We start from the raw sequence: 26,333 nt of genomic DNA on the forward strand, positions 1-26,333 counted from the left end.
TCAGCTTTTGCCTGTCCAGCTCCTTAAGCCTGCAGAGATCGAAGAGTGGTTTTTCGATAGCCAGGCATCCAGCTGCTCCTCCACCATCGATTGCTCCAGGCTCTTGAGACTGACTTCTTCCCCGTCGCTATCATCGAAAATCTGATAATCCCTCAGTGGAACAGCGCTGGCGCTCAGCAGATAGTTGTAGGCCAGCGAGTCATCCGCCTGCATACCGTTGCTTAATTGGACGGTCTGATGGTCGCTCTCCAATGGTTGCGTATCGCCTTCCAGGGTTGCGGTGATCCTTACGCCGGCAGAGAGCGTTTCGGTCATCACTCCGCTGTCATGCTCAAAACCAAGCAGGTGTCCCAACTCATGGGTTAGTACACTGAGCAGGTCCATCTGGCCTTCGGCCTGCGGTGTAGAGGCAATGGCTACGATTCCATCGGAGAGCGCAAACTCGCTGTCATCGTCAGGGGTAGCGTCGACAAACCAGCCCCAGCCCGCTGCATTGGTGTCCAGCGTGATGGTGTTGGTTGCAGTGTCGGCGGTGCCCAGGGTCAAGCCAGACAGGTCGCTGATCTCGATGTTGACCTGCTTCAGAATCAGCCGGTACTTGGCGTCCAACTGCTGCTGATTCAACCAGTACTCCTTGGCTTGAGCCAGGATGAGGTTCACATCTTCGATCTGCAGAATCGAGCCGGTGTCAGCTTCGCTCGGCGCAGCCTCCGCCATCATTGCGGATATCGCTTTATTCTCCGGGTGGGCCTGCTGATCGCCACGGGTCAGATTGCCGCTGACGAACAGCACGACCTTGCCAGCGCTGTCGATGATCTCGATCTGGGCAAAGTCGTTGAAGCCAGGCTCACCGGCATCGGTAAAGATAAAGCGTACGATGTAGCCATCCACGTTGTTAAAGCGACCTATGCCTTCACCAATCAGTGTATCCGCCGGGGCGCTGCGCGGCAGATGGTTGATGCTGGGGTCGTCGTAGGCAGTTATCGCCGTCAGCGTCTCAAGGTGGAAACTGTTCCCATCGAAGTTGACCTGCAGATTATTCGGCCCGATCAGGGGATCTGAATGTAGTTCAAAGCCATGGGTTACCCGCATGCCCGCGTCAGTGAAAATACTTCCGCCACCGGTCATGCGAACGCCGCCCTGTTCCGTTTCAGTGGCACGGTAATGAGCCGGATCACTGCTCCAGACCAGGTCTCCCGTTAACGGATCGGTGCCGTTCACCGTGGCCAGGTTGACGTGGAAACCAACCCGAACCGCATCGTTATATACGCCCTCTGAGGTGAAGACCCAGGTCTCGCCCGGATCGAGCAGCCCGTTACGGTTAACGTCGCCCTCAATGAACTTGCCCTGAGTCACTGCGATCGGGGTGAAATCATCACTCAGATCGTTGGTTGCCGCATCGTCCAGCAGTTGGATATCGGCCAGTGAGTCGGTACCGGTGTTGGTCACCAGGTAGGTGAATACCGGAATGCTACCCGCCTCGACCTGAGCCGGGTTGGCCGCATCGTTGGCGTCTTTACCGTTAATCAGTTTGACCAGTGATATACCCGGTTCGGTGCCGTAGTAATGCGCCAGATCCTCATCGCTGTGCTGCTCATCGAACTCGTCGATCGCCACAACTTCAACGGTGTTCATCTGCTGGCCCTGTTCAGCCTTGGCATCGATCACCGGCTCGGAGGTGTAAATCCACACCTCGTCAGGATCGAGCCGGCGATCGCCATCCTTATCACCGGATAGATAGACCGGGGTAAATCCATCTGAATCCTGAATACTGATGATTTCCAACTCAGTATCGCCCTGGTTGAACACCTGGTAGGTCCAGACGATATCGGTGCCGATCTGCAGTATCGGCCCAGTCGGCGTATCTGCATCCTCGGCACGGGTTGGATTCTCTTTGTCTACCGCATTGATCGCCTTTTCTACCCTGATGGCAGAAACCAGACCCTTGTAGCTGGCAGAATCGTTGTCTGCTGCGAATTGTCCGGTTTCCGGCTCGGTGGCGATAACACGCACCTGGTTGGTATGCAGGCCGGCCTTGGCTGTCGCACCCTCCAGCGGCGTTCCCTCAGTGGTGTATTGCCATACCTCATCCAGATCCAGCAGTCCGTCCTGGTTGAGGTCGCCGATATTAAAGCCGTCGACCGTTACCGCCGTGGGCGTGAAATCATCGCTGGGATCGTCCGGGGTATGAGCATCATCCACCAGAGAACTGACAACCAGTGCCATGTTGCCGGTATTGCGCACCAGGTAGGTCCAGGTCAGCTCGGCGCCTTCGCTCAGCTCCAAAGGAGCATTCGGATCGTCGGCATCTTCAGCAACGGTCGGCTGCAGCGGATCGACAGCGTTGATCGCCTTCTCCACATCGATACCGGCCACTGCGCCGAAGATATTAGCCGGGTCGTCGTCGTACAGCGTAACCCCGGTCCGGGTGTTGGTTGCACTGGCCAGCGCCCAGTTGGTGTAAGCGCCTGCGCTGACCACGTCGGTATACTGGAAGATCCAGGTCTCGTTATGATCCAGGCGGCCATCGCCGTTTCTATCACCACTGATGTAGATGGGTACGAAGTCATCCGAAGGATCACCCGGCGTACCGGCATCGTCGATGAGGCTCACATTATAAAGCGGGTCACGTCCGTTGGTGCTGAGCTCATAACTGAACACCACCTCGGAACCCACAGCCAATATAACCGGATCCCCGGGATCATTTGCATCTTCTGAGTTGGCGTACTTAACCAGTTTAAGTCCATCAAAACTGCCGTAGTAGTGCGCCAGATCGGTATCGCTATCCGGGGTGCCGGTCAACTGGTCGCTGACCTCTACACTGGCCAGGTTAACGTACTGCCCCTCTACGACGATTCCTTCAGTGCTGAACAGCCAGACCTCGCCCGGATTGACCAGACCATCAGCATTCAGATCGCCAATGTTAATGCCGTCGATTTCCACGGCTATCGGTTCAAAGTCATCAGTTGTATCGGCATCGGTCCCGGCGTCATCCCAGAGTGCATCGATGACGAATGCCTGTTGACCTTCATTGATTACACGGTAGGTCCAGGTGACCGTATCGCCGATGGTCAGAATGGGGCCTGTGGGTGAATCCGCATCCTCAGCGGCTGTTGGCGCCAGGGCATCGGCCGCATTGACCGCTTTCTCCAGACGAACTTCGGGGGGCACATCTATAGTGCTGTAGTAGCTCGCCGCGTCCCTGTCGGTATAGATTTCCCCGGTCACAACGTCGGTCGCTTGCGCCATTACCCAGTTGGTGTAGTAGATCGGCTCGGCCACATAGTCATCGAACTCTGTACCTGCAGAGGTGAACATCCAGGTCTCGCCCGGATCGATCAGCTCATTCTGGTTGATATCGCCAATATTGAACCCGCTCAGATCCACCTGGGCATTAGGCGTGAAGTCGTCGCTGAGGTCGTTCGGGGTGCCTGCATCGTCAGTGATTGAGGTCAGCTCGAAGGCAGTATCACCGTCATTGATCACCTGGTAGGTCCAGGTGATCGGAGTCCCGGGCGCCAGGTAAATGCCCGGCTGTTGGTCGGCATCCTCACCATTTATCGCTTTCTCTACACGCAGTTTGGGATCCTGATCGATGATGCCGCCATAGTAGTAGGCCGGATCCTCGTCACTGTAGGTTGTGCCGGTCTCCCGGTCGATCACCTCAACCCGGGCAATATTGACGTACTGTCCGGCGGTGGCGATGCCAACGGCGCGATAGACCCAGATCTCATTACTATCGATCAGGTGGTCGCGGTCGGTATCGCCGATGTTGTAATCGATGCCGTCAACGGTCAGGGTCACCGCCTCCGGTTCGAAATCGTCGCCGCTGAAACCGGCAGTACCCGCATCATCGATCAGCGACAGCAGCTCGACTTCCACATCGGAATTATTGGTTACCAGGTAGGTCCAGGTGACTTCAGTGCCTGGATCCACGTTAACACCCGGAGCGGTATTAGCATCCTGCCCGTTGACCAGTTTCTGCAGCACCACACCGCTAATTGTCACCACATCACAGACGCAACCACAGTGTGGCGGATTGTCCATATCCTCTTTGCCACCTTGGGTATCACGCTGAACGCCGCCGATATTGCCCGGCTGAGGATCACGTGGGCCGCCGGTCTGGTCGTTCCACTCCGCATCGTCCTGGTCCACCAGACCGAGCTCGCCGTTTGGCTCAGTGAGGGTCGCATCCGCGCCCTCGCGAAGACCCAGGTCAGCTATAAATGCCTTGGTATCGGGCATCAACAGACGGTTCACGGTAGGTGCGCCAAAGGGACCGAAAGGCACGATGAAGGTGTTGAACTCGCCGGTCCAGTCAAACAGACGGTCCCCGCCGGTATTGGCCATCAATACATCCAGACCGGCACCGCCGTAGGCGAAGTCAGCATCGGCAAAGATCGGATCATCCGGGCGGTTGTTGAGACCTGCGTTGGTATCCATGTTGTCATCGGCGTTCAGGTAGTCATCACCACGACCACCAAACATGCGGTCTGCATTGGTACCTCCGACAATCCAGTCGTTGCCCAGGTCGCCGAATAGGCGGTCGATGCCGTCGTCACTTTTAACCGGGGCTCCGTCGACCAACAGGAGTTCTCCGGTGCTCTCGTCGACCCAGTAGCTGTCGAAGTTGAGCAGGAAGCCTTCGATGCGAGTGCGCGGATTGTCGGCGTCATAGGCGGCGAACTTGCGCGTTACGCTGTCATAACCCAGCGGGTTGGTTGGGTCATATCCCAGTGCGACCTCGGTTTGAGGCGCCTCAGTGTAGAACTCGCGCAGAGCCTCAGCTCCGGAGATGGCATCATCACCGGCACCACCGTGAATGTAGTCACAACCCAGACCGCCGTAGATGACATCGTTTCCGCCCTGATCAAAGGCGGTCAGGTCGACCGCCTTGAACAGCGTACCGGTTATATTCACAACGGCGCCGATAAAGGGTCCGCGAGTTTCGAGCAGTGTCTGCTGGTTGGCCACGAACAGGCCGTTCAGCGACTCGGTCAGGCCGTTGCGACTGGTCAGAATCTTGCCATCGTCGCCGAGGATGCCGTCGTCGCCGGCACCGCCATAGAGACGGTCATGGCCGCTACCACCGTAGATGTCATCGTTCTGAGCTTCGCCGAAGATCACATCGTTACCGGTCATGCCGTGCAGGATGTCATCGCCGGATTCGCCGTGGATCAGATCGTCCTCACCCCGATCAGCGCTGGCGCGCTCTCCCTCGGTGTAATCCAGCAGGGTGAAAGCACGCGGGATCACCTTATGCCCCGCGCCGGAAAGGTCATAGTTGAAGATCAGGAATGCCGGCTCCGCAGCGGGCTCTCCGTTGGTACCGACGAGACGATAGATATTGCCGTTATCGCCAAGGATTACGTCCGCATCACGGGAGTGCGCATCATCACTGGGCATGCAGTCACACTTAACGAGCCCGGTATTGTTACGATCCAGACGGCTGCCCGCCCCGCCAAACAGGGTATCGCTACCGGTAGGTCGCAGGGACGGGGCCACCAGACTGAACAGGTTTGAGCTGTCGCCAATCAGGTCGTCCTGACCCAGGTTGCCAAAGATCAGGTCGTTGCCACCGTTACCTTCGATGTAGTCGTCGCCATCGCTGCCGACACCGCCAAAATCCTCCACCGAGGCCCGTGTAGAGCGTGCATTGACGGTGAGGTTGCCGTAGATGTCGATGACAGAGCCATCACCCTGCAGATCGTCATCACCCAATTGGCCGAAGATCACATCGTCACCTGCACCGCCGGCGATTGAGTCGTTGCCGAAGGTATTAATCAGCGGAGTATCGTTATGGTCATACAGGCGTATATAGCGCTCCACCGTACCGGTCGGGTTGACCTGCGCTTCGCCAGTAATCTGAGCGACGCCATCTCCGTTATAGATGATTTGGCCGGCGAGCACCTGCATACGCACGCTGATGGGTGCTCCTGTGCGCAGAATGTCGGCGTTGTCCCCGGCGATGGTATCGTTGCCGGTACCGCCCTCGATCAGGTCGTCGCCATCCTGGCCACCCAGGTTGTTGTCAGAGGTTGCGTCGGTTGCAGCCAGGTTGCCGTTATGACCGCCGATGATGTCATCGTCGCCTGCGCCGCCCAGGAGCTTGTCCCCCGCCTGGCCGCCAAGCAGGATGTCATCACCCTCGCCTCCGCGAATCAGGTCCACACCGCCACCATCAGTGTTCAGCGTATCGATGGAGGTCCAGGTGAACGGATGCAGCGGACGCACATTCGGGGTTAGAGACAGGGCGGAATCCAGATTCATGTCCAGCGGCAGCAGCGCCAGATCAAGCAGCCCTTCATTACCGTACTTGTCTCTGGCCTCAATCTTGCCGTGATCACCGAAGATCAGGTCATTGCCGCTCAGGCCGTCAATCACATCGCCGGCAGTGCCGCCAAGCAGAATATCGTTGCCGCTGCCGCCGGAGATGCGATCGGCGCCACCGAGGTTTGGATCAGAGGTGCTGATGATGTCGATATCGCTACGATCCAGATCGCCGAAGGTCGTTGCCGGATCCCGCTTGGCCAGGACATAGTCGATAAAGCCATGGTCGCCGAGAACGATATCCAGACCATTGCCTGCACGGATCCTGTCACCGCCGTTACCGCCGAGGATGCGGTCGTTGCCGATACCGCCGTAGATGAGATCATCGGCACCGTTGGTTGGCGCGGCTGTTTCGATGCGCTCGATACGACCCACGGTCTGCAGGGTCTGTGGGCGGGAGTCAACGGCCGGTGGTGTGTTGAGCTGGCCGGGCGTCCAGGTGATACGGGCACCCGCCACGTCCTGGCTAATTACGCCGTGATCACCGAAGATCACGTCAGCAAAATCACTGATTTGGCTGCTGCTCAGACTACCCGCACCTTCGCCAATCAGGGTGTCTTCGCCAGCCAGTAGATGGTCGATCACATCGAAGGTGCCGACCGGAACAGCTCCCTGCTGGGTCACCATGCTCAGTTCGCGGGTGATTACATCAACATTGAAGCCCGAGTCGCCGTAGATCAGGTCGGCGCCGCGCTGTCCTTCAATGTGGTCATCCCCACTGCCGCCGGCAAGGCGATCGCCGGTCTGGCTGCCATAAATGGTATCGTCGCCGGCACCGCCGTAGGCGTTGATGCCAATGGTCTGCAGGCTTCCACTGGCATCAGTGCCGGACAGCAGGCGAGCATCGATAACATCATTACCGAACCAGTTGAAGAATCCTGCCAGCGGGAAGGTGTAGAACGGCGTGCCATTGCCGACCAGCGTTCCCCAGGGCTTGGTACCGAAGTCGGCGGTAGACATCACGGTCGGATCGCCCTGATACCAGGTGCCGTCCTGGGATGTATCGCCATAAACCACCAGCGGAGAGTCTTCTCCGCCACCACCGGTAATGATGATGGTGTCACCACCCACACGGGTCATGTCGGTGTCGACAGTCTGTATGCTGCTGTAGGGGTCGGGAACCTGGTTACGTGAATGTCCCTTGGGATCGTAAACGCCAAGCAAGTGCTCGTCTCCATCCGCAAGAGCTACGGAGGTGCCCGCCACCTTCATGACGTTGCCGCTGAGGTTGGTGATTTGACCGGCCTGCACGCCGTCATAAAGAATCGTCTGACCAACCTCGAATCCGTAATCGGACCATGAGAGGCCATCGGTACGGATAATCGTTGTGTTTGTTCCTCCATCGACGCGAGCCACCGCGAATGCGGCTTCAACCTGCAACAGGGAGTTACCGCCGCCGTGGATGGTGGTAATACCGCCATGCAGCGCCGCCACACCGGTGGACAGGTCGATACCCGGATTGAGGGTGCCGCTGACGGTAAAGGTATCGTTACCTTCGCCGAGCAGTACGTTGACCACCTCGATGGTGCTGTAGCCGCCATCGGTCACCACATTGCCGTCGTCATCGAGAGTGAGAGTACCGAAGGAGATACCGCCGTCTACCTTCATCGGCTCGCCGAACGCTGTTTCAGCAAAACCCTGCTGGGTGAAGTCGAGACCCGCAGACATGTTCAGGCCGGTGATGCTGGTGGAGGTCATCTCACCTACCAGGTTCTCAATGCTGGAATCCGCGTAGACGTTGAGCACATCGACCTGGGTCGCCTCGGATGGCTGTTGCGGAATGGCAAAGAACGGGCCGTTGGTTTCGCCCGGTAACATAAGCGCCGGCTGCAGCGACCGATCCGCACCGGTGGTGCCGCCTTCGACCTGTAGAGGTCCCTGCAAGCCACCCAGCAGGTGCGGCTGCTTGGCGAAGTTTATGACGCTCTCAGCTCCTTCCTGCAGCTGGTAATCCGGGTCCGCTGCCAGGTTGACGGTAACCGGCAGATACCAGTTATCGGCAGTAAAGGTCACCTGCGGTGCCCACTGGGTGACGGTGATCTGCCCGCTGGACAGGCTCGGAGTATAAGTAGCAGTGAGCGTGAGCTGGTCGAGCTTATCGCTGCTGGTCCCGTGGATCAGCTGAATCTTGTAGACAGCGCCCGTTGTCGCGTTGTTGAAACGCACCAGCTGCCCTTCCAGGAAACCATCATCGAGCCAGCTTGATCCATCCGTGCGGGTGAGAGTACGACTCGCGGCGTCCCAGCTGATGTTACCGGTGTACAGGCCGTGCAGCGGCGTACCGATAGCGGCCAGTTGAACGCGGCTGTCGGTCAGAACATTAGTCTGGCCATCGGACAAAACGGAAATTTTTACTTCGGCTTTCGGCGCCTTGGTCAGGCGCAGGCTGTACTCATCGGTCTGTGAGGTATCACTGGCATTGACCAGGGTAGAGCCGTCTTTCGGAACAACCACCACACCGGCGGAATCGTTATCCAGCACTTTGACATAGAGACTTTCAGGTGTTGCTCCAGTACTGGCATCGTCGTAGCGGCTGTCGCTGGTCAGCGCGGCATTGATGCTGTGGGTGATAACCGTGGTGTGCGGGTCTTGTCGCGCTGAGTCATCAAAGGCGTTAAGGGTAATCAGGACATCGCTGGAGTCGGTCGCCGTGAAGGTCACGCGATACACACCGGGCGTGGTACCGCTCTGCGGTGTAACCGTGATAAAGCGCAAGTCTGTGCTCGACAGCCATACCCGCGCATTGCCGGTGCTGATATCCACCGTTACCGTTTGGCCGGCAGCAGGCGGGATCGCCAGGTGGATTTTGTATTGATCGGTAATGCCGGTGGTTGCATCACCCTCCAGCACAATCGACTGGTTATCTTCATTGCCGGTTGCCGGGTCCACCGCAATCAGGTTGATGGCGGCTTGATCGATATCGTACACATCAACCTCGACATTGCGCACGCTGGCGTTGTCGAAAATGGGATCCGCACTTATCACGCTGTGGCTTATGGCCACCGTACGGTCGCCCTCAGGGAGGCCATCGGTCGGCGCCAGCACATAGACGGTCTTGGCTTCGGTTTCACCCGGCGCAAAGTGCAGCACTATGGCTCTTTTCTCAACCTGCGTCGGTTGCGTTCCCGGAACGTAGTTGTCGACGAAGTGCCGATAGAAATCGCTCGGGTCCTCCGATACCCAGATGGAATCCCCACCCAGGAGCTGTTCATCAAATGAAGACCGCCCAGCACTGATGGTCACGTAGACATCCTCGGAGGATGCCTGGGCCAGGGACACGGTGTAGGTATCGTAACCGACTCCCTCGGTGACCGAAGTAAAACCAGCACTTTCAGTGATGATCACGGCGCCCTGGGTCGGGCGTGCAACGCTCAGGTTGATGCCGTCGATGACCATGCCGTTGTAATCGAAATCGTCAGAGGTCACCAGGTGGTTGATGGCGCCGCTGGTACCTTCCACATCCTGGGCGAACACGCTGCCGATAACATCACCACCAACATTGATGGTGTCACTGCCCAGGCCACCGATTACGCGCGTTACCACACCCGCCGGTGTCGAAAGGACGTCGAAGGAGTCGTTACCCTCTAGTCCGTCGATCTCTACGACCTCGATATTTTCGTAGCTCACATTCAGGCCGGCGCCGTAGATCGCTTCGTCAGTGATTACGATGTGATCGGCATACTCAGTACCGAGTACCACCAGCTTGTCGAAGCCCGACCCGCCATCGACGGAGACCGGCGCATTGATGTTGTACTGCACCTGGTTCTGGCCGGCGCCGGTACGGATATCGGTTTGTGCCGCAGTAGAGAAACTGCTGGTCAGTGCCGGCAGCGCGACATTGGTCTCTGGATGCCCGGCATCATAATTCTGCCACCAGATACCATCGTGGTAGGTGGCTATCTTGGTCTCACCGCCATCCTCATAAGTTTTTGTATCCCCTTCTTTGTCGTTGCCATCGCCGGTATCGGCCAGGGCCAGGGCACGGACGGTAAACAGGTCGTTGCCGGCATCGCCTTCCAGGCGAAGCACTGCCTGGTTGGAGTAGACGCTGAAAGAGTCGTTTCCTGAGCCGCCCTGGGCAACCAGGGCCGAGCTGTTGCCTTTGGAGAGCCAACCCCGGGTAGTCGCTACGGTGGCGAACACATCGTTTTCTGCCAGCTGCGCTGCGGTATCACGCTTGGTGCCATACAGCTGTCCAATCTGAAAGCTGTCATCACCGGCACCCCCGTCCAGCGTGGTGATAGCGCTGTTGTCGTCAGTGGCAAAGTAATCGTTGCCGCCCAGGCCAAATACGTTGAGGCGGCCGTTGATGGCCGAATCATAGTTGATGCGTTCAACGGCGCTGGATGATCCCGCCCGTGCATCTGCCACACTGCCGTGCAGCAGGGCAACAAACGCCGGCCGATCGGCAATCTCATCGCCACCCAGACCACCGATGGCGGTCAGCCCGCGCAACAGGAAAATATCGTCGGTGGCGTACGGCAGCCCCTGATTATCGGGGTCACTGCCATTCAGCGTGGAGTCAAAGCCATAGATCGACAGTTCATCCACCCCGTCATCGGGCGCACCGGTGTCCAGCACGTTGATGATGTAGTTGCGGTCTTCGTTCTGGCTACCCTGGGTTAGGATGATGTATTGGTCAGCAGCGGACTGGCCATCCAGGGTCAGAGTACCTACCGTCATGGATTGCAGTTTGTAGACGGTGAAAATGTCTTCGCCGTCACCACTTGGCGCGGTAGTGTTGGCCGGTGTCTTGAGGTTGCTGCCGTAGACTCGCGTATAACCGCCGAGCGTGGTTTGATCGAAGGTAATGCGGTCCACGTCGGTAAAACCGAAGATACTGGTAACCTTGCCGGTTCCTGGTGTCAGCGTGCCCACCAGGGTGGTGTTGGTGCCATAGCCAAAATCGCCATTGCCGGTACCGTTGTTCAGGTCATCCAGGTAGATATCGATGCTGCCACCGGCGCTGATGGTAGTGTTCACGTGGTCGATCAGGTCGTCACCGATCCGCAATACCACCCAACCACCAGCGCGGATGTAACCGTCACTGACCGTGCGAGGGGAGTCCTCGGCAAACAGCACGCTGCCACTGGCCAGCAGATCAAGATCCTCGTTCAGAGAGTTCGCATTTGTGCTCTCACGTACGGTGAGATGGATGTTGCCGCCCCCGAAAGTGGCTGGATGGATCGGAGTCCGTGCCTGCACCAGACGCAGGGTGCCAGCTACCTCGGTGACATAGATGTCGTTGCTAGCCTCCAGGCCCACATCACCGACACCTCTGCGGCGGGAGTTGATGTCGATGTCACCACCGTTGCCGGATGCCTGACCGATGCTGCCGCCATTGGCCTGCATATCGATAGAGTTTGCGATCACCACTGCACCATCGGTCACCAGGCCCGCGCCAGCACGTGCGTCGATAATTGAACCCGAAAGCGTTACCAGCGCTGCATTGCCACGGCTGGAATCAACACGATTCAGACGCAGATCACTGCTGGTCTCGGTGAGGTAGATGCCACCATATGCGACTGCGGTCAAAGTGCCGTTGGTTGGGTTGGAGGAATCGATCTCGAGGAAGTTTTTCGATGTGCCGATGCTGCCGCCTATGCCTGTATTCTCCCCCTTGGCACTATCAATACTGATGATTTCGGTTGGGTCGACCGAGGTCACCAGGCTGTTTGGGTTCTTGGCCGCGAGCAAGACAAGGGTTTCACCCATCACGTCGTTGCCAATAGCGTCGTCACCGTCGAGGATGGAATCGGGCGCTACCAGCAATACATCGCCGGTACGCGAGCGAATCAAACCAGAGCGCAGATCGCCGGAGGTCTCCAGCACGGCAACGTCGCCATCCACATTGACGTCGATATAGCCAGAGCCGTTGTTGGCCAGATTGGTGAAGGCCAAAAGTTCGATGCTCGGTGTACTGCCCTTATCGGCCGCGACGCTGGTCGTGTCGGCCTTTCCTTCGTCATCACGCACCAGGATGTTGCCACCGGCGATCAGACCTGGCGCCACTGCGCTGAGAACTGCTCCTATACGTGTATCCCCATCCGCAAATACATCAAACCAGCTTGCATTAACCTGACGAAGGCCGGTTTCGTTCGGTGCGAACTCTCGGGTATTGGCAAATATATAGTTGCTGCTAAGGGTGGCATCATCGGTATTTGCGAAGGCGGCAGGGTCACGGCTGTCGTTATAGTAGCCAATAAACTCCCAATTACCGCCGGTAGCGTAGTTCTGGTTGTAGAGCACCAGCGTGGCGTCACTACCTATATAGCGGTACACGCCATTGGGTTCGCCGTTACCGGTGAAGTCATCGGTCAGACTCACCAGGTCCCCGTTCGCCAGTTCAACGCCAGTGGTGGACGAATCACTGACGCTGGCCTGGATATCCCAGTTGTCGTTACGGAAATGGACTTCATGCTGACCGTCGTAGGGGGTGTTCGTCACATATACATGTACCTTACCAACACTGCCCGCCCCGCTCTGGTGCTTGCTATCGTGCAGCACGATATCCAGATCACCCCCGGCCTCGACAGACTGCACATGAATTTCGAGCGGGTCGGTGCTACGAATTACACGATCGAGGCCACGCAGGCCGAGATAGATATCGTCGTCGGCGTCACTGCCAGCGAGCACAAGCAGCTCGATCTCGCGGATCGTTCCGGTGGACAGGTTGGTACTGCGTACCAGCTCGACTTCTACGCGGGTATTGTCGCCGTCACCGATACCTCCCTCACTGGCTTCAATATCCAGCTGGTTGGTGCGGATTATCCCGTTGGTACTGCCGAAGATACTGCCTGATTCAGAGTCCGGGTTGGATACCGTCTCGGCATTGATAATCCGTGTCCAGCCTCCCGGGTTATTGATCGTGCCGTCGATATAGATGTTTGCAGTGCTATCCAGCTTTTGCACATCGACGAGACTGCCGGTAGAGGATAGTTGGCGCGCGATGAAAAACTCAAATGTTGCATCGGCCACTGCAAAGAGTGAATTGCCGGACTCAAGCTGCACCAGTGGCTGATCGGATGGGGAGGCCTTCGAGTGGTCATAGATGACGTCGATGTCGACCAGGTGCAGTTGCTTGTTCGAATAGTCAAGGATACGTACATTCGGCAGGTCATCGTTGAAGGTAAAAATAGGTCCTTCCGACTTCGGCACGTTCTGGATAGAGTCACCCGCCCTGAACAGCACGTCCGCGTAACCGTCGTTTTTCACTGTGACATAGTAGTCGCTGTCTGTGCTGCTACTCCCCTGCACAATTTCGTTACCGCTGGCGTCTGTTACCGAGATGTTCTTCTTGCGCAGGATGACGCCGTTCTCGTCGATCACAAGTTCAGGTGCTCCGCCCTGCCCCCCGAGGATCTCTACATCCGCATCCCAGTTGATATCAGCTCGATCGGTATACGAACGAAGTCCGGTATCTGCGCCGGTGCGTGCCCAGCCATCAGCGGGTGGACTGCGGTGGTCCCAGTTCAGCTGCGCTGATCCGGTTGCGTTGGCATAAAGTGCCAATGCCGGTGGCTGATCAACCAACCCCTGCGAGTCGCCATCGATCAGCCCCGTCTCTTCGCTGCGTCCGTTGTCGCGGGCGCCGGCCACGATGGTAGCGCCATCACTGGTAACTACCTCAGTGATCAGTTCCACCTTTCCCTTGAGAAATGCATTCTGCGCAGGAATCGGGAAGGCAACCGCCAGGTGTCGGGCTGCACGATGTATGTCAACGTTCTCTGGTAGCTGTATCGCTTCCAGGTCGACACCTTCCCGCCCGATCACCAGGGTGCCGTTACCGGCGATAGTGACCTTGACGTTGGAGATCACATCGGTCTCTGCCTCAGCGAAGGCGAAGGCTGCACCGAACAGCACTGGGCTCCAGGCCTTGGCCTCGGCCAATGCATAGGCCTCGAGGCTGACAACCTCGGCTTTCAAGTCGACCGAGCGTGCATCGAGCAGCACACCAGTGCCGACATTTACCAGGGTATTGGCGATGATATCGATGCCGTCGTCACCGTTTTCACCCTGGGCCAGATCTGCTCCTACATTGCTATCCACATTGTCGGTCAGATCGCCGTCTACAGCGTCCGCCAGGGCGGTGACAACGACGGCGCCAGCTTCTGCGAAAGCGTCGCTCTTTACCTTCGCGGTCGTTGTGGCATGCGCCAGCAACGCATCCCCCACGATAAGGGTCGCACCGTCCTTGATGTCGACGATGGTGTCGTTGCCCAGGTCAACGCCGTTGCTGGCACGGGCACCGCCGATGATTCCGCCGCTGGCCGCCTTGGCTTTGGCTGTGGCGGTATGGTCAGCCCTGGCATCAAGATATAAGTCGTCACCGGCAGAAAGTACTGCCCCTTCACCGACCGCAGCCGTGGTGTGCGCCTTGTCCACATCGGTCAGCGCCAGTACGACGCCTACCCGGATAACACCGCCACCACCCGAGTCCGCCTTGCTCGATACATCAGTGCTGGCGTCTGCTGCAATAATCAGGTCACGGGCAACGGTCAGTGTGGTTTGATCTCCACTGGTTGTTGCACTCTTCACTTCCGCCGTAACCAGAAACTCACCTTTCAACCTGGCCTCGGAGGCGTTGACGTCGATCAGTCCGCCGGAGCCGCCCAGGACAGTAGCGCTTGATTTTCCATCGCCTGTAAGGGTGAAACTCTCTGCCAGTGCTGCGCCGCCAACATCAACGAAACGGTGTTCCCCGGCAGGTTTGGAACCAAGGTCGAAGCGCAGGGCCTGAGTATTACCCGATGCGCCAGCAACCAGGTCCAGCCCCAGAGTACCAATTCGGTGGGTACCGCCACGAGTCATTACATCGATTGTTTCGACCAGTGCACCGTCACTCTGATAGGTCGATATGCTGTCGGTAGCGTAGATATTAATGGCCTCACCATCGCGCGTGGCGGCCAGACCAAAGGTGCCATTATCCTGGTCGGCATCGACCACGTAATAGGTCACACCATCGTTAAGTCCGCCAATCACTCTCGCCAAAGAGTGTGAAGTGGCCTGCTCTGCATCGACAAGTGAAGGTGTCAGATCGAGGGCTTCCTGGGCGATTGCCAGAATATCGTTGTCCGGATCCTCGTCTCCTCTATCGTCGAACTCGCGTCCGACGGCCTTGATATAGCTCTCGGCAAGCTTGATCTGATTTTTATCTACCTTAATCACGTAGTAGGTAGCGCCATCGGTCAGATCGCCTATGGCCTCGCCGTCACCCAGTTTGCGATACACCACCGCATCGCCGGTTTCAAATCCATGGTCAGCCAGATAAATATTGTTGTTGTCTGCATGGATAACCGGGCCGCTTTCGCCATCCCTTTTCACCGTCTTGATAGTCTGGGTTTTGCCCTTACCATCCTTGAACGTGTAATCCACCAGTGTCACATCCACCGACTCGGTCAGGAACTCGACACTCTCGGACGCTTTATAGGTGACCGCCTGGCCATTCTCAAAGTTGTGGCCATCGATATGGATAGTGCTGTTAGCGACATCCACCATCGCTGCATCGAAATCTGAGAGCAGATCATCATCACTCTGTATTGCCAGTAGCGGATCATCCACCAGGCGGATACTGTCCCGGTCATAGACCGGGTTGCCGTCCTCATCGACGGCCACTTCAATCAGGCGTACGTAAAGGGGGCTGGAAAGATCGGTATCCTGCCAGGGAGCGATAATGGAGGTTCCATCCTGACGGTCGTACATCACCGCATCGCCGTTCTGGAAATTGTGAGCGCTGGCGAAGTTGATAATGTCGAATTCGCCGTCAACGCCCCCGCCAGCATCGAAAATATTGCCCAGTGCGATGACCAGCTCCCAGTCCCCGCTCTCGTAATTCTGGGTGCTCAGCGTAAGGTTTGCGGAGCTACCGGTGTAGCGATAAACCGAGTCGGTTGCCGGGACTCGAATCAGGTCCCCCTTCGCGACAGCGACGGCCTCTTCGGCCCACAGCTCCCAGTCGCCGTTGGTGTCGTTATAGTCCTCGGTTGTAAGCAGCAGGTCCGCATCAGCGCCGGTATAGCGGTAAACCTGTCCTGGTGTGCCCTTGCCACTGAAATCTCCGGCCAGACGGACAAGGAACCCCTCAGTGACTGCAACCGGCTGTTCATCCGCCAGTGCCCAGTCTCCGCTTGAGAAATCCTGGCCGCTGAGCAAAAGCTCAGTGTCTTCACCTGTATAGCGATACAGCACACCGTCCGTATCACCTGGTTCGATGTAATCGCCCGCTATAGCAAAATCTCCGGCCAACCGAACCAGGTCGCCTTTTTTCACCGCCTGTTTATCGCCTTCTGCATCGGTAAAGACGGTTACCCGTTCCCAGTCTCCGGTAGCGTCCTCATAGTCCTCAAGGCTAAGCTTTAAATCGGCCCCGGTTCCGGTGTAGCGATAGATACCACCGGCCTCGCCGTCTCCAGAAAAATCGTTGGCCAGACGCACCAGATCCCCTTCCGACAGGCTGGTCGCTGTTTCCTCTGTACCTGCAGGTACATTTTGTACAGTGGCCACTAGCTCGACCGGTATGCGGTATAGCGTGAACTTCGGAGCTATCGCATTGCTCACCCTGGCATCCTCTGCCACGGTACCTACTGTGTAGGTTACCGGCAGCACGCCAGTGATGACGTTGTACTCCCTGCCGTCATCAAGCCCGCTAATATCGCTGCCGGAGCTTTCATACTGAAGGGTTGTGCCGTTGTAGACCGGGAACTCAAAAGCCAGGGTGTCGGTATCTGCATCCACATCTCCTATGAGATCACTGGGCGGCTGTGCTGCCGTCCCCTTGTCGAGCAGAGCGTAAACCGCGAGATTACCCCCGGCTGTGATAGTCGAGCCCTGCCCCACATAGGCATCGATGCTAGGTTTGACGGTGGATGTGGCATTTGGAACCCCTACACTGACACCGCCGCCTCCGGAGGCCTGTGCCAGGGAATCAGCCTCAGCCCGTCCTTCTGCACGCACCAGAACATCGCCGTCGAAAACACCATCGGGATCCGGCAGTTCGGCGGTCGGTGTCCCCGACCTGCCGATGGTGTTGACCGTTGCCGTAACGTCATCACCGATAAAAGCCTTAACCTTGGGCTCTGCCTTGGCGGTGACCTTGGTGACCCCGACCGAAACGATACCGCCCGTGCCAACAATGGCTTCACCACGGGCACGCGATTCATTCACTCTGGCGACTACCGACAGGTTGTTGGCAGAACGGATGTTGGTAGCGGCACCGACCAGTGCCGCCGTTGTACCCAGTGCCGCCGCATCAACAATGAGGTTCCCTCCCCCCGCGATGACTCCACCACCCCCGCCATCGATGTCGGCATCGGCGACGTGGGTGGAGGTCGCTTCAACAACGACATCTCCGTCTACGTCCACTACTGTGGGGCTGGCCAAGCTGTTCGCATCACCTTCTGGACCTATAAATGCCTTCACGTCCTGATCGGTTCGTGCGTTGCCCTTACCCTCAGCGCCGCCGCCCAGCAGGCTGAATCCAAAGGTGGACAGCGCCCCGCTGGCGCTGCTCTGTGAGTTGGCTTTGACTGAGAGACTAGCTGCTTTTACTGAGCTGCCTTCACCCAGGTAGGCCTGAATCCTGACATCCGAACCCGTATCAACGGCACCGACCCGTGCTGACGCTTCGAGCAGAGAAACGGATATACCCAGACTACCGGCGCCGCCGTTAACCTCGGCATGGGCGTCTGCAGCAGACAGGGCACTCAGGGTAACTGCGCCGGAAACAGTAATTTCAGCGCCTGTGCCGATGTAGGCCTCGATATCGCCTTCAATCGTCGCAAAGGCGTCGCCATTAACGCCGCTGCCAATGAGCCCCACACCACCAACGGTCATATAGGTCTCGGCTATACGATTAAGCGGCGAGTTGGTTCCAGCATTGGGGTTCAGAACATTGACGGAGAGTGATCCGGCAGTAACGGTAACCTTGGCATCGTTGCCGATATAGGCGCGGCCAGAGCTGCCCACATAGGCTTCACCGCGATACTCACCACCACCAATACCTACGGCACCAAAACCACCGTCCAGATCGGCATACGCTTTGCCTTCGAGGGTACTCTCTACTGCCACATTACCTGTGGTATCGACAGTGATTTTTTCACCCAGATAGGATTCCACTTCCGCATCAACCCGCGCCAGGCCGGTGAGGTTGCCACCGCCGCCGAGCAGGCCGATGTCAACGCCCAGCATCTGGGTGCGGGCTTCACTGCGGCCATCCGCTGTGACGGAAAGGCTGCCTGCATCCACATCGCTACTGGAGCCTACGTAGGCACGAGTGACGCCAAGGCCTGTGTCGTTCTCGCCGTTACCAACGGTCGCTTCTGTTTTGAACAGGCTTACCGCGATACCCACCGAGCCGTCACCACCATCGGACTTGGCGCGGGCGAATGAGCGCGCATCGGCGTCGACTTCGACCAGGCCCGTAGCATCAATATCGGCAGAACTGCCAATGTAGGCTTCAACGACGCCGGTGATCCTGGCAATGGTTTCAGCCGCGTCATCCTCTCCTGGCTCGCCGCCGGTACCACTACCCAACAACCCGACACCACCGACGGTCAGGTACGCCTTAGCCGTGCGTGTGTCGGCATCAACGCTGTTCTCAGGGTCTTTATCGCTGGTGTAACGGGTTGAGTTAAGCGCCTTGGCCTCAACGGTCAGATTAGCGGCGTTTACCGTTGTGTTATCACCAACGAAGGCACGCGTATCTGCAGCGAGGGTTGCGGTGCTCTTCATCAGGTTGATGGCGATGAATATCGAGCCGGACCCGCCATCCACATCGCTAACGGCTCCATGGGCGGTACGTGAACTGATGATTACGTCGCCGGAGGTTGCCTGCAAGTTGGCTGAGCCTTTCAGCCCCGCTTCGACGTGCCCCAGAATCTCCGATTTCGCGACCACCTGTGCTGCAGCGGCACTGATACCCACTGATACCGATGCCCCTACCGCCTTACTACTGATGAAGGCATCGGAATCGGCTTTGATCTCAATACCTCCCGTGGTGGATTCCACCCTTACATCAGTCACATAAGCATCGACGGTGTTCTGCGCCGTATTGGTTGCGTCTACGATTGCGACACTGGCCCCCAACAACCCGACCGACACAGCGACGCCGAAGATATCTGCTTCCAGTTCAGTCCGCGTATTCTCTGCTAACACCCTGACATCCCCGGCCGCATAAACGCTGCCACCGTCGATATAGGCGTTAAGACCTCCACTGATCGTATTGGCAACTGAGATCTCGGCCAGGGAGAAGGATATAGAGATAGGTTCCTTGGAGATTTGCAGCGCAACGGAGACCGAGACCGAGCCGCCTTGAGCAACGATGCTGCGATCGTTGAAGGCCTCGATCACCACATCCCCGCCAGACGATATAACGGTATCTTCGACAAAGGCACTGGTGGTGCCATCGACCGTGTTTTCCGCCAACGCTATGGAGATTGCCGCGGAGGCTGCGGCCCCTTTACCTATGCCGATGGATACACCTAGAGCACCACTACCCCAGTCTGCGGTAACCGTGGTCTGATCGCTCGCTGTTACGCTGATCCCGCCGGCACCCGCTTCGGCAGCGTTTGTCGCTCCGGACGGGACTACCCCGTCACGGATATAAGCATTGATCGTATTGGTGACCCTGTTCTTAGCCCCGGCATAGCCGATACCTACAGCACCATTGACGCCTTTGCCCACGGTGACTGTGATAGAGCCACCGATACCTAGCGAAAACGCCTCAATCTTGGTAAGTGAATCAGCGCTGACGCTGAGAGCGTCGCCCGCGATCGCCGTGGACCCGTCGATAACCGCTTCGGTGGTGTTCTGGACCCTGTTCTCCGCCACTGCTACGCCGGCACTGATTGCGGCCCCACTGCCGCCGCCGGCCCTAATCACAGCCACTATTGCAACACCACCCGCATCAGCGTGCACCAGTGAACGATCAACCGTTTCGACCTGTATGCTGCCGGAATCAGCCGTTACGGAGCCTGCACTTATCCCCGCCCGCACCGTGTTGGTGACAGTGTTGATTGATACGGCGACACCAGCGCCAAGATCCAGACCATTGCTTTCGCCCGAACTGATATTAATGCCCAGTGCGCCCCCTATGGCGAGGGCGTCTATGACAGCCGTCGAGTAGGCATCGACAACCACAGCATCGGCGGTGACAGTGCTTTGATCGACTAACGCCTGGACCAGATTACTGACATCGTTCAGAGATACACCGACACCGATCGACAGGTTGAGACCAGAGCCTTCGCCAATCTTGATGCCAACTCCGACGCCGCCGGCATCCGCAACGATGGTCGAGGCGTCAGTTGCCAGCAGGGAAACCGTTCCGCTGCTGGAGTCCACTACGCTTTGATCAACAATTGCCGCCTGTACCACATTGTTGATCGTATTCCGTGTACCCGCGCCTCCGCCGGCGAGGTTCAGGCCGCTGGAATCACCAATCAGTGCATCCAGGGCGCCGCCAAAGGTGAGTGCGTCGATAGTGGCGAAGGAGCGCGCCTGCAATTCCACATCCTGAATGGAATTGATTGTTGAACCGTCGATACCGGCATAGTAGTGGTTACCGATTTCGTTAATCGCGACCCCGATGCCGACTGCACCTGTAACGCCGTTGCCGGTACCAATCTTGGCGGTAAGACCGATGCCCCCTGCATCCGAAGTGATACGTGTAGTGGCCGAAACTTCAACGGTGTTGCCGTCAACAGCAAGGAGATAAGTACGACCGTTCCACTGGTCGTGCAGCAGCCATTCGTTATCGCCAGAAGCACGCACCTGAAGATCATCGGACAGGACAATGTTGTTACTGCTGAATGCATTGCGCAGGTCATCGGTGATGTCTGTGACGATCTTGGTTGTATCGGTGGAAAAGCCGAGCGAAGCCGACGTGGTATTAAAGCTGAACAGTGAATGCGTATCGGAGGCGTGCACACGCACCGAATCCGCGTCGATGATACTGCCACTCCCGGTCGCATCGTAAATCCGCAACACACCGAGTTCGAACTCTGCGAGATAAATCTTGCCCCCAGAGAGCAGCGCCCAGCGCTCTCCTTCGGTCAAGGTCGCGATGAAAGTAGAGCCAAGCGCATATCCCGCTGCTTCAAAGGCGCTACGCAGCTCATCTGAAACCGTACCGGCATCAAGATCTGCCGTTAATCCCTCATCCGCCGAGAAAAGGTAACTGCGATCGACAAAAGCCTCGACGGTGTTATGTACGTAGTTGCCGGTACCTGCGCCGGCTCCGGAGAAGGACAAACCACCCGAGTTTGAAATAGTGCCGGTGGCCGCAATACTGAGTGCAAAGGTGTCGATCACCGATGGTGAGGTGGCCTGTACGCTAACCTCACCGCCTGCGGAAAGGTGGGAGTTCGCGATGAATGCACGTGTGGTATTGCTGATCTCGTTGACCGATACCGCCACGCCAATCGAGCCGTTCAAACTTGCCCGATTGCCGAAAGCGAGGGCGATGCCCACGCCACCAGCATCGGCGATGATCGTGGTATCGTCGCTCGCCTCAACCCACAGGTGTCCATCCACCGCCACCACGCCGGCTTCATTGCCCAGGCGGCTGTCGCGCACGAACGCCTCAACGGTATTGGCTACGCCGTTACCACTGCCCATTCCCGCCCCGCCAACACCGAGCGCGCCGCTGATCGAGAGCGCATCGATGGTCGCTTTAGAGGTCGCGAGAACCTCAACATCCTGTTGCGCCTTGACCGTCGCGCCATCGATGTAGGCCAGAGTTACATTGGCTACGTCGTTGCGCGATGCCGATACGCCGAAAGACAGGTTGGTGAACCCGCCGCTGCCCCAGGAGAGGGCGAAGCTGAAGCCGCCTGCATCCGCCTGAATACGGGCTTTATCCTCGGCGAGGACGCGAACCGAGCCTTCAACAGCCTGCACTGAGGGTTCGGATGAGCTTGTGTTGTCGTAAATACCGGCAATCGCAGAACTGCGGATTGAGTTACCCGATCCTGCCCCCGCACCGCTCAGGGTGAATGACCTGCCGAAACTGTAGCTGCCGCCACTGACCGAAATGGCACCGGCAAGCGTCAGGGCCTCTATCTTCGGCGATGAAGTGGCACTTACGACGATATCACCCTGCTCGGCCTTCAGCGTGGAGCGTTCCACAAGTGCGGATACGGTGCTGTCTATCTGGTTAACAGCAACGGAGGCGGCAACCGTTACGCTGACAGCTTTTTGCCCCTGTACCTGGTCACCTTTGTTAAGGGCGAACGCCAGGCCGCCCGCATCGGCACGGATGTTGGAGTCGTCAGACGCCAGAATCGATACACCATTATCGCCGAGCGTGGTAATACCTGCATTGCGTACAAGCGCAGAAACCTCGTTGCCGGTGTAGTTAACCGCAACCGCACCGCCAACAGAGATCTCGATACTGCGGTTGCGCAACTGAACGTTACCTGCAGAATTTGTCTGCGCGGCGAACGCTGCACCGATCATGATGGCGTGGATGTTCAGTTTGGAAATATCCGCCTGCACAACGACGCTGTCTGCCGTAATTTCGACCTCGTCTACCCATGCACTCACGTTGTTGTGCACATCGTTGACCGATACCGAGATACCGGCGGCGATACCCAGACCATTGCCGGAATTACCCGGCTGTCCGGCCGTCGGGGGTGGCTGGTCGTTGGCAATACCGCTGGTGGCGCCTCCAATACCCAGGGAAAACAGATCCCCCTCGGCCGTGGCGCTCACGGTCACTGGACCGCTGACATCGATAACGCCTCGGGCGGAGCCGTCCGCAGCCGCGTAAGGATCCGCATTACCGATATAGGCCAGGGTATCGCGGGTATTAATGACGTTAACCGCCACCGCGATACCCACACCGATCTGGTCACCCTTAACGTAGCCGCCGGCGATGGAGTAGCGGCCAAGTTTGTCTTCTGCCGATACCGTTACCGCTCCGCCAGTGATATCTACATCATCGTCTATGCTGGCGCGCACAAGGGTGTCGTAACTGCTCCCCGTTGCACTGGCCGAAATGCCCAGGTCGGAGGCTTTACCGCCGGACTGGGCAATCGCTATGGAAAGTACATCCTGGCTCGCATGGACCTGGAGTCCATCGCCCTCTTCACCGGTATGAATCTTGGTTCGCTTAGTCGCACTGCCCTGTATCTCGGCAATTGAGTCGTTTGCAACCGTGGTCACCAGAACCACCGGGCCGATCGCATTCTGCCCCGAGATACCGAAGGGGTTGATAAAGCTGCGGAAGAAATCCTTGACGCCACTGCCAGCACTGGCGCCACGGCCGACGGACTCAAGCGCATCAGGCCCTGCTTCCAGCAATGTGGGAATATTGATGTTAAAGGCCGCAATCTGGCCCATATCCACCGTCTGCATGGTGATTGAGGAATCCACCCGAACGGATTGTTCGGGATCACGCCAGTCGGTGTCCTGGTTGATCTGCGCACCTGCGCCGATCCAGGACTTAGCCTCGTTATCGAATACGTTGACCCCAACTGCAGCACCAATAACAAAGGGATCGGCCCCGGACGATCCCGGGTCGCCGGCCAAGGCGCTCACCTGGGTGTTGAGCAGGCTGGCAGCCCCGAGGGTTCCGTCCATCAGGTACTCAAACCCTTCGAGGCCGTTGTCCGCCATGGTGTTAGCAGGGTTGTAGATTGCATCGGCGCTATCTTTCAGCAGCGGATAGTCGACCCCGGACTCCACCGCGATCTCGCCGAGGGCATCGACCTCTGCGTCTCCGGCGATCGAGGCATGAGCAGTATTCGTATACAAACCAAGAGCGAACCCAATGGCGACCTCGACATCACCAGGGTCCTGGCCCAACGGCGGCTGCACATTGCTGGCATCGGCGGCATCGAAGCCGTTACGTGTTGCCTCAGCGGCAGCACCAAGTTTCACCTGATCCTCGATGGTGGCGGAGACAACAATATCCTTGGCGGACTTCAATACTGCCGTTGATCCGACAGTGGCTTTGACGGTGTGTTTCTGCGCGTTAATCGACACCGTGGCAGCCAACTCGAACGGCACGTGGGTGTCGTTGGGATTATCTGCAGGCTGGGGTTGAGGCCCATACATGGGAGTCAGGCCAAACCGGGTGGTTATCTGCTCGCGCAGAGCTGACACCAACCCCCTCGCGTTAACAGCCCCCGCCGCGAGCGAAAGTGCATCGCCCTGCAGGCCGTTAAGCACCACGTCAGATAGCGGCTGTTCGCCGTCGCTGAGCTCCACCCCCGTGGCCACCTTGTTCCCGGCGGAGAGTTCGGCGGTGATACTGATTCCCGTCGTGTCGTCAGGTGGCAAAAGACTCTGAGTACCGCTTCCCACACTGGTAAGATCGATCACCTCGGCACTGCGGGCTGCAACGGGATTTTCGGTGAGAAGAATATGGTTAGCGTCCAAACGGGTCACAAAGTAGGCATTACCGCTGGCCAAACCATCTATGGGCGCATCAGGCATCGATACCGTGCCCATGTTGATGGCCACAGTCGGAGCGCTGCTTTGGAAACCAGTGAGCTGGAGATTCTGTTGCTGGCTGTGATCAGTTGAATAGGTAAGCAGGTCACCGGTCTGCAAGCCGTGGTTTGTCAGCCTGATGGCATCGGCATCAGAGTCGACAGCGGTTGCCGGCGCAAACTCGAAGGGAGCGCTACTGTGCCATACCGCAAATCCCTGCAAGCCTGCTCCACCGTCGATAAAACTGACATAGACGCCGGTTTGCGCATCCTTGAGCTGAATCCCTCCGCCGGATAATACAACGACCTCATATTCCCTGGTCTGATCAAGTCCGCCGATAAGGGCGGGGGCAACCGGATCGCTGACCGAGAAACCCTGTACAGATTCTGTGGCTACGGTCTCGGCTACAATCAGCGTTGAGTCGTCATCCTTGAACCCCTGGATGGTAAATACGTTGTTGTTTTGTGCCGTTCCGCTAAGTTGTATTCTCTGTCCGACATGGAGCCCAAGAACCTCCCAGGCGCCATCATCGGTTCGCTGGATCTGGTTCTCGCCGTTCACCCTGGCAAAGTCGGCAGCCACTTCACCGATGTCGATCGGAGCAGCAGGCCCCAGATAGCGAACGATGTCACCATCTGACAGCCCGGTGAGGTTAATCTTCAGCCTGCCTGCGTCATTGGAAACGGCACTGGAATCAAAAGTCTGAAGGTCTACCTGAGTCAAGCTATGGGTCGAAGCGGAGTTGGTCTGAGCGGCGTCCAGCTCAAGAGACATGGATTGAGAGAGCTTGATGCGGTATTTACCGCCGCCGAGATCTTCTGCGCCTGCAACTTTGTAGCTTTGTCCGTCGACAAGGCCGCCAATCTCCGTACCGCCCTGAGCCTGGTAAACCAGATCGTCGCCACGCTGAATCGGCGAGCTGATCCCAGTCAGCGTAATCGTATTATTAACGATATCCACTGCGGCAACTGACGCAGCATCGAAGTCATAGCTCAGGGATGATGGGTCGGAAGCGATGATCGTACCGTCAACAGTGGTAGTGACGTTGGCTGTATTGACCGAAACAGCGACGGCAATGCCGGCAATTCCGTCCTGAAAAAGTACGGTTTCCGCTTCTACTTCACTTTCGGACTCGCCAGCCGCAGCAACCACCACATTGCCACTGGCGCTTTCTATACGGGCATTTTCGCCCATCTTCACATGTGATTCCTGGTTCGTGACCGAGATGGCAAGAGAGACTGCGAAATCTACGCTATCGCTATTAGATAACAGAGAGTTACCGGTAGAACCTGAACTGATTTCTGCACCTGATGCGACACTGGTTGTTACCTCGACATTACCCTCGGCAATGAGTGAAGCCGAGCCATTCAGATTGACGTTGGCCGAAGCCAGTGTCTCGCCATAACCGATAGAGGCGAGAAATCTCTGTATGGTCGGGTTGGGCAGCATGTTATTGATGGCTATCGTCGAGAATGACGCATCCGCTTCCGACTCCGCACCCACGCTGATATCGCCAGCACTGTTGATTCGGGTATCGGTCAGGGTGATGTTGGAGGTGGCCTTCTGAATCT

Annotated in this window: 1 protein-coding gene (cut by a window edge); it reads right to left on the minus strand. The window is 57.6% G+C overall.

Annotated features, from left to right (window positions below; genetic code table 11):
- Positions 1-26,333: the 3' portion of an LEPR-XLL domain-containing protein gene (locus C4S72_RS04015; RefSeq protein WP_160115436.1), read on the minus strand. The gene runs 1,402 nt beyond the window's last position; 26,333 of the gene's 27,735 nt are visible here — the last part of the coding sequence; the start codon falls outside the window, past its right edge; the stop codon is at positions 1-3.

This window comes from Marinobacterium lutimaris, from assembly GCF_900108065.1.
Classification (GTDB): domain Bacteria; phylum Pseudomonadota; class Gammaproteobacteria; order Pseudomonadales; family Balneatricaceae; genus Marinobacterium_D; species Marinobacterium_D lutimaris.